General features: G+C 74.3%; 13 protein-coding genes and 1 pseudogene. 4 read left to right on the forward strand and 10 right to left on the reverse strand.

The features are described from left to right. Nucleotides 1-54: 54 nt before the first annotated feature. Nucleotides 55-1,158, reverse strand: a complete 1,104-nt coding sequence (locus VQ03_RS22790; RefSeq protein WP_048453195.1) for a cobalt-precorrin-5B (C(1))-methyltransferase — start codon at nucleotides 1,156-1,158, stop codon at nucleotides 55-57. 66 nt (nucleotides 1,159-1,224) lie between these two features. Here VQ03_RS22790 and VQ03_RS22795 point away from each other — a divergent pair, with 66 nt between their 5' ends. Beyond that, a complete protein-coding gene (locus VQ03_RS22795; protein WP_245292174.1) occupies nucleotides 1,225-2,568 on the forward strand; it encodes a cobyrinic acid a,c-diamide synthase CobB in 1,344 nt (447 codons plus the stop codon). A gap of 28 nt (nucleotides 2,569-2,596) precedes the next feature. Here VQ03_RS22795 and VQ03_RS22800 read toward each other — a convergent pair whose 3' ends face one another. Continuing rightward, complete coding sequence (locus VQ03_RS22800; protein ID WP_048453197.1) at nucleotides 2,597-3,013, reverse strand: helix-turn-helix domain-containing protein; 417 nt, start codon at nucleotides 3,011-3,013, stop codon at nucleotides 2,597-2,599. A 485-nt stretch (nucleotides 3,014-3,498) separates the two neighbouring features. Between VQ03_RS22800 and hmuQ the strand changes: the two genes are divergently transcribed. Further along, nucleotides 3,499-3,831, forward strand: a complete 333-nt coding sequence (gene hmuQ / locus VQ03_RS22805) for a heme-degrading protein HmuQ (RefSeq protein ID WP_048453198.1) — start codon at nucleotides 3,499-3,501, stop codon at nucleotides 3,829-3,831. A 56-nt stretch (nucleotides 3,832-3,887) separates the two neighbouring features. Here the strand turns inward: hmuQ and VQ03_RS22810 are convergent, their stop codons facing one another. Then, nucleotides 3,888-5,165: an MFS transporter gene (locus tag VQ03_RS22810; protein WP_048453199.1), complete on the reverse strand. Its 1,278-nt coding sequence runs from the start codon at nucleotides 5,163-5,165 to the stop codon at nucleotides 3,888-3,890. A 264-nt stretch (nucleotides 5,166-5,429) separates the two neighbouring features. Here VQ03_RS22810 and VQ03_RS22815 point away from each other — a divergent pair, with 264 nt between their 5' ends. Next, on the forward strand, nucleotides 5,430-6,926 hold the full coding sequence (locus VQ03_RS22815; protein ID WP_048453200.1) for an undecaprenyl-phosphate glucose phosphotransferase: 1,497 nt from the start codon (nucleotides 5,430-5,432) through the stop codon (nucleotides 6,924-6,926). Between the two features lie 13 nt (nucleotides 6,927-6,939). On the opposite strand, the gene cobM is transcribed toward VQ03_RS22815, so the two are convergent. The 3 genes from cobM to cbiE all read right to left on the reverse strand — a co-directional run bounded on the left by cobM (nucleotide 6,940) and on the right by cbiE (nucleotide 9,445). Continuing rightward, entirely contained in the window at nucleotides 6,940-7,701 is a 762-nt protein-coding gene (cobM, locus tag VQ03_RS22820; protein WP_048453201.1) for a precorrin-4 C(11)-methyltransferase, read from the reverse strand. Continuing rightward, nucleotides 7,698-8,102 carry a cobalamin biosynthesis protein gene (locus tag VQ03_RS22825; protein ID WP_048453206.1) on the reverse strand — a complete coding sequence of 135 codons (405 nt, stop codon included), beginning with the start codon at nucleotides 8,100-8,102 and terminating at the stop codon, nucleotides 7,698-7,700. The genes cobM and VQ03_RS22825 overlap by 4 nt, the downstream gene beginning before the upstream one ends. Nucleotides 8,103-8,185: 83 nt before the next feature. Continuing rightward, on the reverse strand, nucleotides 8,186-9,445 hold the full coding sequence (gene cbiE, locus VQ03_RS22830) for a precorrin-6y C5,15-methyltransferase (decarboxylating) subunit CbiE (RefSeq protein WP_083468167.1): 1,260 nt from the start codon (nucleotides 9,443-9,445) through the stop codon (nucleotides 8,186-8,188). Between cbiE and VQ03_RS22835 the strand changes: the two genes are divergently transcribed. Continuing rightward, nucleotides 9,444-10,199, forward strand: coding sequence for a cobalt-precorrin-6A reductase (locus VQ03_RS22835; protein ID WP_083468168.1), 756 nt, complete (start codon nucleotides 9,444-9,446; stop codon nucleotides 10,197-10,199). The two genes, cbiE and VQ03_RS22835, sit on opposite strands and share 2 nt — an antisense overlap. On the opposite strand, the gene cobJ is transcribed toward VQ03_RS22835, so the two are convergent. From cobJ to VQ03_RS33915, 4 genes and pseudogenes are all read right to left on the reverse strand, one after another. After that, nucleotides 10,172-10,927, reverse strand: a complete 756-nt coding sequence (cobJ, locus tag VQ03_RS22840; protein ID WP_048453202.1) for a precorrin-3B C(17)-methyltransferase — start codon at nucleotides 10,925-10,927, stop codon at nucleotides 10,172-10,174. The two genes, VQ03_RS22835 and cobJ, sit on opposite strands and share 28 nt — an antisense overlap. Next, the gene (locus VQ03_RS22845) at nucleotides 10,924-11,715 is read right to left on the reverse strand and encodes a precorrin-2 C(20)-methyltransferase (RefSeq protein WP_048453203.1); all 792 of its coding nucleotides are present in this window, start codon (nucleotides 11,713-11,715) and stop codon (nucleotides 10,924-10,926) included. The genes cobJ and VQ03_RS22845 overlap by 4 nt, the downstream gene beginning before the upstream one ends. After that, nucleotides 11,715-12,347: a precorrin-8X methylmutase gene (locus VQ03_RS22850; protein WP_048453204.1), complete on the reverse strand. Its 633-nt coding sequence runs from the start codon at nucleotides 12,345-12,347 to the stop codon at nucleotides 11,715-11,717. The genes VQ03_RS22845 and VQ03_RS22850 overlap by 1 nt, the downstream gene beginning before the upstream one ends. Beyond that, nucleotides 12,344-12,927 (reverse strand): annotated as a pseudogene (locus VQ03_RS33915) (nitrite reductase); the annotation flags it as partial. The pseudogene VQ03_RS33915 and the gene VQ03_RS22850, both read right to left, overlap by 4 nt.

Here is a 12,927-nt window from a genome sequence, read left to right on the forward strand (position 1 = left end):
GGGTGAGGACGGGCCGCGCCGGCCGCCGGAACCGTCCCCGACGCTGCGCGGTCGTTACCCCACCGGATGGAACGGCGCCCGCCCCACCAGCCCGCCTTCCCGGTCGAACACCACCACCTCCAGCGAACTGCCCGAGCCCGACAGCGCCTTGGCCGCCGTCGCCCAGGCGTAGCGGGCGATGAGGTCGGCGAGCGGCAGGTCGCGCGCCTGCGCCAGGCGCAGCACCTCGAGGGCGGTGTTCGCCCCGGCCGCCTGCCGGGCGAGATCCGGTTCGCCCCCGGCCTCGGTCACGCGCGCGGCGAGCCAGGCGAGGTCGACCGGGCCGGAGCGCGAATGCAGGTCGAGCAGGCCCTGCCCGAGCTTCGCCATCTTGGCGATGCCGCCCGCCACCGTCACCCGCGGCACCGGATGGCGGCGCAGGTACTTGAGCATGCCGCCGGCGAAGTCGCCCATGTCGATCAAGGCCTGGGGCGGCAGGCCGTGCAGGCGCGCCACCGCCTCCTCCGAGGTCGAGCCGGTGGCGCCGGCGACGTGGTCGAGGGCGCCGGCACGGGCGACGTCGATGCCGCGATGGATGCTGTCGATCCAGGCGGCGCAGGAATAGGGGACCACCACCCCGGTCGTACCGAGCACCGACAGGCCGCCGAGGATGCCCAGCCGCGGGTTCAGGGTCTTTCGCGCCAGCGCCTCACCGCCCGGAATCGCGATCTCGACGACGAGGTCCTGTGGACCGCCGAGACCTGCGGCCGCCTCCATGATCGCCGCCGCGATCATCCGCCGGGGCATCGGGTTGATCGCCGGCTCGCCGACGGGCAGCGGCAGCCCGGCCCGGGTCACGGTGCCGACGCCGGGGCCGGCCCGGAACGCGATGCCGGAGCCCGGCGATCCCGGCCGCACGGTGGCGAGGACCAGCACGCCGTGGGTCACGTCCGGGTCGTCGCCGGCATCCTTCACCACCCCGGCGAGCGCTCCGCCATCGACCATCCCGGTCCGCGCCAGCGCGAAGGCCGGGCGGGCGCCGCTCGGCAGCGGGATCTCGACCGGATCCGGGAAGGCGCCGGTGACGAGGCCCGCATAGGCCGCCTTGGCGGCCGCCGCCGCGCAGGCGCCGGTGGTCCAGCCGCGGCGCAAGGACTCCCGTGGTCGTGTCGCATCCATGCGGCGTGGTATCACCGTCGGCCGGCGCGGCGAAAGCGCGCCGATCGTCAGAAGATGGATGCCTTCGTGACCGCAAGTCCTGCCCCAGGTCGCTTCCCTGCCCGTGGCCTCCTCGTCGCCGCCGCCCGCTCCGGCTCCGGCAAGACCACCGTGACCCTCGCCCTGCTGCGGGCCCTGCGCCGCCGGGGGCTGGCGGTCGCCGGGGCGAAATGCGGGCCGGACTACATCGACCCCGCCTTCCACGCCGCCGCCACCGGCCGGCCGAGCTACAACCTCGACAGCTTCGCCATGGACGGCGCGCTCCTCGACGCGGTGGCGGGCCGGGCCGGCGAGGCCGCCGAGCTGCTGGTGGCCGAGGGCTCGATGGGCCTGTTCGACGGCGTCGTCGCGGAGGAGGGCCGCAGCGGCGCCAATGCCGACATCGCCGCCCGCTACGGCTGGCCGGTGGTGCTGGTGCTCGACGTCTCCGGCGCGGCGCAATCGGCCGCGGCCACGGCCCTCGGCGTCCGGGCCTACGACCCGCGCCTGACGCTGGCCGGCGTGATCCTCAACAAGGTGGCGAGCCCGCGCCACCGCCGCCTGGTCGAGGCCGGCCTTGCCCGGATCGGCGTGGCGGTTCTCGGCGCCGTCCCGCGGGAGGCCGCGCTCATCCTCCCCGAGCGCCATCTCGGGTTGATCCAGGCCGGCGAGACCGAGGACCTGGACGCCCGCCTCGATCGCCTGGCCGATCTGGCGGAGGCCTCGATCGACCTCGACGCGGTCGTCGCCGTTGCCGGGGGGCGGGTCCCGTCCGCGGAAGCCGGACGTCTGCCGCCCCCGCCCGGCCAGTGCCTCGCGGTGGCGCGCGATGCGGCCTTCTCCTTCGTCTATCCGCATCTCGAAGCCGGCTGGCGGGCGGCCGGAGCCGAGATCGTGCCCTTCTCACCCTTGGCCGACGAGGCGCCGCCGGCGGGGTGCGACGCCTGCTGGCTGCCCGGCGGCTATCCGGAACTCCATGCCGGCCGGATCGCCGCCGCATCGCGCTTCCTCGAGGGCTTGCGCGCCTTCGCCGCGTCACGGCCCGTCCACGGCGAGTGCGGCGGCTACATGGTGCTGGGCGAGAGCCTGGAGGATGCGGAGGGCACGACCCACCGGATGGCCGGCCTCTTGCCGGTCGCGACGTCCTATGCGAGGCGCCGGCTGCATCTCGGCTACCGGATCGCGACGCTCCTGGGAGAGGGCTCGCTCGGCACCGCCGGGCAGAGCCTCGTCGGGCACGAGTTCCACTATGCCAGCGAGCTCACGCCGCCTCCGGGACCGGACGAGGCCCTGGCGGAGGTCACGGACGCGGAAGGCCGTCCCCTCGGGCCGGCCGGGCACCGGCGCGGCCGGGTCAGCGGCAGCTTCTTCCACCTCGTCGGGCTGCGCTGAGCGCAGCCCGGCCGCGCGTTGCCGGCCGCTACTCGGCGGCGGCGCTGCCGTCGCCGTTCGCGGCACCGGCCTGGCGGCCGAGGCGGGCGGCGGAGCGCACGATCGCCAGCACCTCCCGGCGCAGCTGCTCGTCCTCGATCTGCACGTAGGCGCGCAGCAGCTCGATCGCGCCTTGCGCGCTCAGGAAGCCGAAGACGTTGTCGTCGCCGTTCTCGCTGCCGGTCTGGTCCTCGAAGAAGGCCGAGACCGGCACTTCGAGCAATCGGGCGATCTCGCGCAGGCGGCCGGCGCCGACGCGGTTCTGGCCCTTCTCGTATTTCTGCACCTGCTGGAACGTCACGCCGACGGCATTGCCGAGGGCGGTCTGGCTCAGCCCCTTGGCCTTGCGCAGGGCCGTGATGCGGACTCCGACGAGGCGGTCGACCTCAGTGGTTTGCTTGGGCATCGGTCCTCAACGTCATCGGTTCTGGCCTGCCGGAAGCCCCCTCCCACTTCCAGAGGGCCGCCGTCCCGCGTCGTTCATCGCCACATCGCGACCGGGTCGTCCCCCCGGTCGCCCTGCGGCCGTTCTCCACTCGGCCCGGCGGCGAAGACGCCTCGCATCCGGTCCGCCCAACCCCCCGTTCGACCGCTCTGCCGAGGCGTTCGTGCCGGCTTCCGCGGGCCGGAAACCGGCCATCGCCACCTGCCCTAAGCCATTCTGCCGCCGGGTTGATGGCACGGATGCGGGTCTGCCATGCAACCCATTTCACGTCTACACGCTCCGAGCGAATTCCCCAAGGGAACAAAGGTGAAAAAAATACTGAGTTGCACCGCCTGCTCAGGTCGCGGTCCGCCGGTGCCGGGCTCGGCCGGCCGCGTCACCTTGCCGATGGCGGAGCGGTCCCCATCTCCTCGGCCGAGCCCCGGCTACCGAGGAGGATGCCCGCCATGTTCATCGCCATGAACCGGTTCAAGGTCTACAAGGACGCCACCCAGGACTTCGAGCAGGTCTGGCTCGGGCGCGACAGCCATCTGGGGGAGATGCCGGGCTTCGTCGAGTTCCACCTGCTGCGCGGGCCGGAAGCCGAGGACCACGTGCTCTACGCCTCGCACACGATCTGGGCCTCGAAGGCCGATTTCGAGGCCTGGACCCGCTCGGAGCAGTTCCGCAAGGCACATAGCCGCGCCCCGGGCACGAAGCCGCTCTATCTCGGCCACCCGCAATTCGAGGGATTCGAGACGATCCAGACGGTCGCCCGGGACGCCGCCGCGGCCGGGTGAGGGCCATGCGCCGGGGGGGGCGACTGCCTCGTCCCCCGCTGCCGTGATGGCCGCCGTCAGGCGGCCCTGGGCGGATCGAGCCGCGGCAGGAACGCCGCCAGCAGCCCCACCGCCGGCAGGAAGGCGCAGATCCCGTAGACGAACTCGATACTGGTGCGGTCGGCGATCTCGCCCAGGATCGCGGCGCCGAGGCCCCCCATCCCGAAGGCGAAACCGAAGAACAGGCCGCCCACCAGGCCGACCCGCCCTGGTAGCAGTTCCTGGGCGTAGACCAGGATCGCCGGCATCGCCGAGGCCAGGATGAGGCCGATCGGCACCGTCAGCGCCACGGTCCAGAACAGGTTGGCGTGCGGCAGCGCCAGGGTGAAGGGCAGCACGCCGAGGATCGAGCCCCAGATCACCACCTTGCGGCCGAACCGGTCGCCGATCGGCCCGCCCGCCACCGTGCCGGCCGCCACCGCGCCCAGGAACACGAACAGGTAGAGCTGCGATTCCTGCACCGACACCCCGAAGCGGTGCATCAGGTAGAAGGTGAAGTACGAGCTGAGGCTCGCCATGTAGAAATACTTGGAAAAGATCAGCACCAGCAGCACCGCGATGGTGGCAATCACCTTGCCTTTCGGCAAGGCGCGCAGGGCCGCTCCGCCCTTCTTGCCCCGCGCGGCGCCGGCCCGCAGGCGGTCGCGGTACCAGCGCCCGACGAGGCTCAGCACCACGAAGCCGGCGAGCGCCGCGACCGCGAACAGGGCGACGCTCGGCTGGCCGAGGGGCACCACGATGAAGGCGGCGAGGAGCGGGCCCAGAGCCGAGCCGGCATTGCCGCCGACCTGGAAGACCGACTGCGCCAGGCCGTAGCGCCCACCCGAGGCGAGGCGGGCGACCCGCGAGGCCTCCGGATGGAAGATCGCCGAGCCGAGGCCGACGAGGCAGGCGGCCGTGACCAGCAGCCCGTAGGAGCCGGCATGGGACAGGAGCAGCAGGCCGCAGAGCGAGAGCAGCATGCCGGTGGCGAGGGAGAACGGCATCGGCCGCTTGTCGGTGAATAGGCCGACCACCGGCTGCAGCAGCGAGGCGGTGAGCTGGAAGGCCAGGGTCAGGAAGCCGATCTGGCCGAAATCGAGGGCGTAGGCCTGCTTCAGGAGCGGGTAGATCGCCGGCAGCAGCGACTGGATCATGTCGTTGAGGAGATGCGACAGGCTCAGGCCGCCGAGCACCACCGCCGCCGGTCCCGCCGCGGCGGCGGACGACGCGACCCTGCCCACGGCCTCCGCCTGCGGCGGACCGGTCACCGACGCCTCGACGGCCACGCCGCCCTCGCTCGCTCGCGCATCCATCGCTCGGTCCGCTCCCCCCCTGGCGGCCGCGGGGCCGCTTCGCGCCGCGCCGCCTGTGGCTGATCCAGGGGAGCCGGCGAGCCTCCCATACACCCGCCGGCCCGGTCCGTCCCGTCGCCCGCCGCAGGGCTGGGATGCCGCCGGTCCCGGGCTTGCTGCCTGACCGGCAACCCGCCGGCGACGGCCCGGGAGGCGTGCGGAAACGGCACGGTCCCGCCCGGTCCGTTCCAGCCCGGCACAGACGCGGTCACGGGTCATCTCGCCATGCGACACGAACGGTTCCCCGGGGAGGGCGGCGCCAACCTCGCCTCGTCCGAAGCGCGCGCGGTCTGGAACGCGCTCCTGCCCCGTCGCGGCCGGGCGGCCCTGCGCGTCGCGATCGCGGGCGGCGCGGCGCTGGCCGAGCTCGCGGCGGTGGCCCTGACCGGGCTCGCCTGCGAGATCGTCTATCACCTCGTCTCCTACGAGCGGCAGCCCGACCTCGGCCCGTCGCTCGCGGTCGGGCTGTTCCTCGGGCTGTTCGTGGTGCTGCCGAACGTCGCCCGGGGCGAGTACAGCATCGAGAACTACCTCGCCCGCGCGCCGCATCTGCGCCGGACGGTGAGCCTGTGGCTCGCCGCCTGGGCGGTGGTGCTGGTGCTCGGCTTCCTCAGCAAGACCACCGGCGAGTATTCCCGCGGCGCGGCGCTGACGACCTTCCTGGTCGGCCTGCCGGTCCTGGTGCTGACCCGCCTCGCCACCGTGACCCTGGTGCGCCGGTCGATCACCCCCCGGTCGGATTCCGCGCGCCGCATCCACCTGATCGGCTACGAGGCCGACGTCGCGAGCTTCTACGCCACCCACGACACCGCGGCGCTCGGCCTGAGGGTGATCGGCGTCAGCACCCTGCGCGACGCCCCCGGGGGCGGCGACCCGGAGGCGCGCCGGAGCCAGCTCGCCGAGGACCTGGACCTCAGCGTGTCGGTGGTGCGCTTCCTGCGGCCCGACGACGTCTTCGTGCTGGTGCCCTGGGCCGATGTCGAGGACCTGGAGGCCTGCATCGACGCCTTCCTGCGGGTCCCGGTCGCCCTGCACCTGCGCCCGGGCCGGGTGATGGACCGCTTCAGGGACGTGCGCCTCGGGCGGGTCGGCCTGCTCACCGGGATCAATGTCGGCCGTGCGCCCCTCCCCCCCCTGGAGATCGCCGCCAAGCGCACCTTCGACGTGGTGGTGGCGTCGCTGGCGCTGGTCGCCTTGTCGCCGCTCCTGCTGCTGATCGCCCTGCTGATCCGCCTCGACAGCCCCGGGCCGAGCCTGTTCCGGCAGAAGCGCCACGGCTTCAACCAGGAGGCGTTCTGGGTGTTCAAGTTCCGCAGCATGCGCGCCGATGCCGGTGCCGCCTTCCGCCAGGCGACCCGCGACGACGACCGCATCACCCGGATCGGCCGCATCCTGCGCCGCACCAACCTCGACGAGCTGCCCCAACTCCTCAACGTGATCCGGGGCGACATGTCCCTCGTCGGCCCGCGTCCCCACGCCGTCGCCCACGACCGCAGCTTCGAGCGCCGCATCGCCCTCTATGCCCGGCGCCACAACGTGCGGCCGGGCATCACCGGCTGGGCGCAGGTCAACGGGTTGCGGGGCGAGACCCTGACGGATGCCGACATGCAGCGCCGGGTCGAGCACGACCTGTTCTACATCGACAACTGGTCGCTGTGGTTCGACCTCCGGATCCTGGTGATGACCGTGGTGGCCCGGAGCGCGTTCACGAACGCCTATTGAGGGAGGGGCGCCGTCACGCCCCGGAGCCGGGCCGGAACCGCCGGTCGTAATCCGCCGCGTAGAGCGCGCTCTCGCGGAACTCCGTCGCCCCGAGGGCGGGCCCGACCAGGATCAGCGCCGTGCGCTCCAGGCCGGCCGCGGCGACCTGGCCGCCGATATCGGAGAGGGTGCCGCGCAGCACGCGCTCGTCCGGCCAGGTCGCGCGGAAGACCACCGCGGCCGGGCAGTCCGGTCCGTAATGCGGGACGAGGTCGGCCACCACCGCGTCGACGACGTGGATCGACAGGTGGACGGCGAGCGTCGCCCGGGTCGCCGCGAAGGCGGCGAGGCGCTCCGTGTCGGGCATGGCGGAGGCGCGGCCGCTGGTGCGGGTCAGCACCACCGATTGCGCCACCTCCGGCACCGTCAGCTCGCGCCCGAGGACGGCCGCCGCCGCGGCGAAGGACGGGACGCCCGGGGTGAGGTCGTAGGGGATGCCGAGGCGGTCGAGCCGGCGGGTCTGCTCGGCCACCGCGCTCCAGATCGAGAGGTCGCCGGAATGCAGCCGCGCCACCTCCAGGCCCGCCGCGTGGGCCGACGCCATCTCGTCGATGATCGCGTCGAGGGAGAGGGGGGCGGTGTCGACGATCCGGGCGCCGGGCGGGCACCAGGACAGGATCTCGGGTGCCACCAGCGAGCCGGCATGGAGGCAGAGAGGGCAGCGGGCGACGAGGTCGCGGCCGCGAACGGTGATGAGGTCGGCCGCACCTGGGCCGGCACCGATGAAGTGGATCATGACGACAGGGCGTCTCCGCTGGCGGCGAGCGCGCAGGTGGCGCCCGCAGAGGCGATGCGGGGCAGGACGAGGCGGCCGTCGGGCCCGGCCGCCGCCAGGGCCGCGGCCTCGGCCAGGGACCCGACGCCGCGCAGGGCCTCGATGCGGACCGAGCGGGTGACGACCCGGCGGCCGGCCTCGCGCAGGGCCTCGACCCCGATGGCGACGATCGGCACCCCCAGGGTCTCGGCCGCCGCGCGGATCGCCGGGTCTCCGGCGCGGTCGGCGGCGGTGGCGAGGGCCGCGAGGTGCGCCGACATCAGGTCCGCCTGGCGCAGGCCCTCCGCCACCAGCCCCAGGATCTCCTCGGCCGAGGTGGCATGGCGAAAGCCGATGCCGGCCACGAGGGCGCGGGGCGCCACTTTGGCGGGGGTGCGGACGGGGCCGTGCAGGACGGGCGGCGGCGGGGCGCTTCCCGGGACCCGCGCCTGGATGAGCGCGGGCGTCACGGCTTCGTCAGCGCCCATTGCGTCACCGGCATCGCCGGGCGCCAGCCGGTGAGGTGGCCGACCGGCTCGGCCCGGGCGATCGAGAGGCGCCGCAGGGAGCCGCCATGCTCGGCGTGGAGCCGCAGCAGCAGGGCCTCGCTCTCCAGCGTCACCGCGTTGGCGACGAGGCGCCCGCCCGTCGGCAGGGCCTCCAGCACCGCCGCGACCAGGGCCGGATCGGAGACGCCGCCGCCGAGGAAGGCCGCGTCGGGCGCCGGCAGGCCGGCGAGGCTCGCGGGCGCCCGGCCCACCACGACCCGCAGATCGGGCACGCCGAGGTTCAGCGCGTTGCGGCGGATGCGGGCGGCGCGCTCCTCCCGGGCCTCGATCGCGATCGCGCGGTTCGTCGGATGGCGCAGGCACCACTCGATGCCGATCGAGCCCGAGCCGGCGCCGACATCCCACAGGAGCTGGCCGAGGCGGGGGCGTAGGGACGCCAGGGTGACGGCGCGGATCTCGGCCTTGGTGAGCTGGCCGTCATGCTCGAACCAGGCGTCGTCGAGGCCGGGCGCGAGCGGAACCACCCGGGCGTCCGTCTCGGCGAAGACCTCGACCGCCACCGTGTTGAGCGGGTCGATCCCGCCCTCGGAGAAATCCGCCGCCAGGGCGCTGCGGCGGCGCTCGCGGGGACCGCCCATCGCCTCGAGCACGGTGAGGCGCGAGCGCGGGAAGCCGCGCTCGTTCAGCAACGCCGCGAGCTTGTCCGGGGTCGTGCCGTCCCAGGACAGGACGAGGAGCCGGGCGCCGGGCTGGAGATGCGGGATCACCCGCTCCAGCGCCCGCCCGTGCAGGGTCAGGCAGGCGATCTCGGCGAGCGGCCAGCCGAGACGGGACGCCGCGAGGCTGAAGGCGGACGCTTGCGGAAAGGCCGCGATCTCGGCCGCCGGCACCAGCCGGGCGAGTTCCGCGCCGACGCCGTAATGGAACGGGTCGCCGGTGGCGAGCACGCAGGTCGGTTGGCCGCGCCGGGCGAGGATCATCGGGTAGGCGTCGGAGAGCGGGCTCGGCCAGGCCAGTGTCTCGGCGGCAAGCGGCGCGGCAAGCTCCAGGTGACGGCGCCCGCCGATCACCAGCCCGGCGCCGTCGATGGCGGCGGCGGCGGCGGGCGAGAGCCCGGCACGGCCGTCCTCGCCGATCCCGACGATGGACAGCCAAGGACTCGAGGAGGGCTCGGCGGTGCTCGACATCGCGGGAGCCTCAGGCGAGAAGGCGGCCATGCGCATCCTCATCCTGGGCGGCACCACGGAGGCCGCGTCCCTGGTCCGGCTCCTCGCCGGCCGGCCGGATTTCGACGTCACCCTGTCGCTGGCCGGGCGCACGGCGGCGCCGCTCGCCCTGCCGGTCCGCACCCGCATCGGCGGCTTCGGCGGGGCGGATGGGCTCGCGGCCTACCTGCGCGAGCACGACATCGCGGCGCTCATCGACGCGACCCACCCCTTCGCCAAGGTCATCTCCCGCAACGCCGCCTTGGCCAGCCGGGAGGCCGGGGTGCCGCTCCTCGCCATCCGGCGCCCGGCCTGGACGCGCGAGCCCGGCGACGACTGGCACGAGGTCGACAGCGTGGCGGAGGCCGTGCCGGCCCTGGGCGACGCGCCGCGCCGGGTCTTCCTGACGGTGGGCCGGCTCGAACTCGCCGCCTTCGCGGCGGCCCCGCAGCACCGCTACCTCGTGCGCACCATCGAGCCGGTCGGCGACGCCCTGCCGGGAATCGACGTGACGGCGATCGAGGCCCGCGGCCCCTTCGGCGCGGCGGAGGACGAAGACGTGATGCGCCGCCACGGCGTCGAACGGCTGGTGACCAAGAATTCCGGCGGGACGGCGACCTACGGCAAGATCGCGGCGGCGCGCGCGCTCTCCCTGCCGGTGGTGATCGTGCGCCAGCCGGCGCTGCCGGAGGTGGCCCGCGTGGCGCAAGCCCGCGACGCCCTGGCCTGGTTGGAGGCTCATCGGGCGACGGACCGCGGCGTGTAGACGAAGGGCGCCAGGTCCCCGCGCGGGATCAGCCGCGTCGCGCTCGCGCCGATCATCACCAGGGTCGCCATGTCGGCCTCCGCCTCGCGCGCCTCGGCCAAGGCTAGGATGCGGATCGCCTCGTCGGGCCGGCCGACCGCGCGGGCGAGGATCACCGGCGTGTCGGGCGCGCGATGCTCGGCGGCGAGGCCGAGGGCCGCGCCGAGCTGCCAGGGCCGGGCCCGCGAGATCGGGTTGTAGAGCGCCACCACGAGGTCGGCCGCCAGCACGGCGTTCAGCCGGGCCGTGATGACGTCCCAGGGCTTCAGGTTGTCCGACAGCGAGATCGCGCAGAAATCGCCGCCGAGGGGCGCGCCCACCCGCGCCGCCGCCGCCAGCATCGCGGTGATGCCGGGCTCGACCGTGATGGGGAGCGAGCGCCATGCCGGATCGCCGGCCTCCAAAGCTTCGAACAGGGCGGCCGCCATGGCGAAGACGCCCGGATCGCCCCCCGATACCACCGCGACCCGCCGGCCGGAGGCGGCGAGTTCGAGGGCGTGGCGGGCCCTGTCGACCTCGACCCGGTTGTCGCTGGCGTGGCGCACGAGCCCCGGCCGCTCCGGCACCCGGGCGACGTAGGGAAAATAGCCGATCAGGTCCTGTGCCGCGTCGAGCGCGTCCGTGGCGGCCGGCGTGAGGTAGCGCGGATCGCCCGGCCCGAGGCCGATCACCGTGACGGATCCGCTCACGGCCGGCGTCCCTCGCCCGGCACCAGCACCATCGAGAAGTAAGGCGCCCGGTCGTCCGGCTTCTCGGAGAGCGGCGTCACGGTCTCGCCCGCCATGGTGCCGCGCTCGACATAGACCGCGCGGTCGATCAGCCCGGCCTCGGTCAGCGCCGCGCGCACCTTCGGCAGGTGGCGGCCGAGCTTCATCACCACGGCGGCGTCGGTGGCGCTCAGGCGCGCGACGAGCGTCGCGTGGGGCAGGGTGGCGGGCAGGACCGTCAGCACGTCGTCGCCCCAGGTGATCGGGGTGTTGGCCCGCGTCCAGCAGCCCGACATGCCGGTGACGCCCGGCACCACCTCGACCGGGAACCGGTCCTTCAGGCGGCGCCACAGATGCATGAACGAGCCGTAGAAGAAGGGATCGCCCTCCGACAGGATCGCCACGTCGCGGCCGGCCCCCAGCACCTCGGCGAGGCGCGCGGCCGCCTCGTCGTAGAAGGCGGCGAGGGCCGCGACATAGGTCGGATCCTCGGGGTGCAACTCGGTGGTGTAGGGGTAGGGGAGCGGCCATTCGCGGGCCGCATCCTGCACCACCGCGTCGGCGATGGTGCGGGCATTGCCGCGCTTGCCGGCCTTGCAGAAATGCACGAGGTGGTGGGCGCGCTCCAGCACCCGCACCGCCCGCACGGTGAGGTAATCCGGGTCGCCCGGCCCCATCCCGACGCCGTAGAGCGTGCCGGTCACGGCGGCACGCGGGGCGGCTGGACTCTCGGCCGGGTCGCCGACCACGAAGGCGGAAGGCCCGTCCATCACTCGACCTCGTTGGCCAGCGCGTTGACGGCCGCCGCCGCCATGGCGCTGCCGCCGCGCCGGCCGCGCACCACCAGGAACGGCACCCTTCCGTCCGCCGCGAGGGCATCCTTCGATTCGGCCGCACCGACGAAGCCGACCGGCACGCCGATCACCGCAGCCGGCGGCGCCACGCCCTCGTCGAGCATCTCGAGCAGGCGGAACAGGGCGGTCGGCGCGTTGCCGACGGCGACGACAGAGCCCGCGAGCCGGTCGCGCCACAATTCCATCGCGGCGGCGGTGCGGGTGGTGTCGAGGCGTTTCGCCAGCTCCGGCACCCGGGGATCGGAGAGGGTGCAGACCACGTCGTTGCCGGCCGGCAGCCGCGCCCGGGTCACGCCGTCGGCGACCATGCGGGCGTCGCACAGGATCGGGGCGCCGCGGCGGAGTGCCGATTCGGCGACCTCGGCGAAGTCCGGCGACAGGTCGATGTCGGCGGGCAGGTCGGTCATGCCGCAGGCATGGATCATCCGCACCGCCACCCGCTCGGCGGCACCGTGGAAGCGCGCGAGGTCGGATTCGGCGCGGATCATGGCGAAGGAGCGCGCGTAGATGGCGGCGCCGTCGCGGATGTAGTCGAGGCGCGGGTTCATGCGGGCTCCCGGAATGCGTCTCTCAGGCCGGAGGGGACATCAAGAGTGGCTGTGATTCGTGTGCTCTCTAGCCGCTCCAGCACGGCACCGAAAGTGAGCACGAGGTCGGTCGGCGTCCCGGCGTTGCCGTCGAGCACCACCCCGTAGAGGCCGTCAGACCGCCCGACCAGGGTGAGGGCGGCGGGACTCGGGCTGGCGCAGCCCTTCGGGCAGCCGGAGACGTGGGCGGTGGCGCCCCGCTCGGCCATGTGTGCGAAGGCGGTGGCGAGGCGGGGTGCGTCCGCTTGCGCGGGCGTGCCGCCGGAGGCGCAGGCCGGCGCGCCCGGGCAGGCGGCGACCGCCCGGCGCGGATCGGCGGGATCGACGATCAGGCCGGCGGCCGCGGCCGCGTCGCGCAAGGTGGCGGCCACCGTGTGGTCCCGGGCGGCCAGGGCGATGCCCCGGCTCGGCGTGAGGGCGAGATGGCCGTCGCCCTGGGTCTCGCACCACGCGGCGAGGCTTTCGAGGAGGGCGGCGTCGCAGCGGCCGAAGGCCAGCTCGGCGAGGAGCGCGCGGCCGTGCAGGCCGGCGGGGCGGGGGG

The sequence above is a fragment of the Methylobacterium tarhaniae genome, from assembly GCF_001043955.1.
GTDB classification, from domain to species: domain Bacteria; phylum Pseudomonadota; class Alphaproteobacteria; order Rhizobiales; family Beijerinckiaceae; genus Methylobacterium; species Methylobacterium tarhaniae.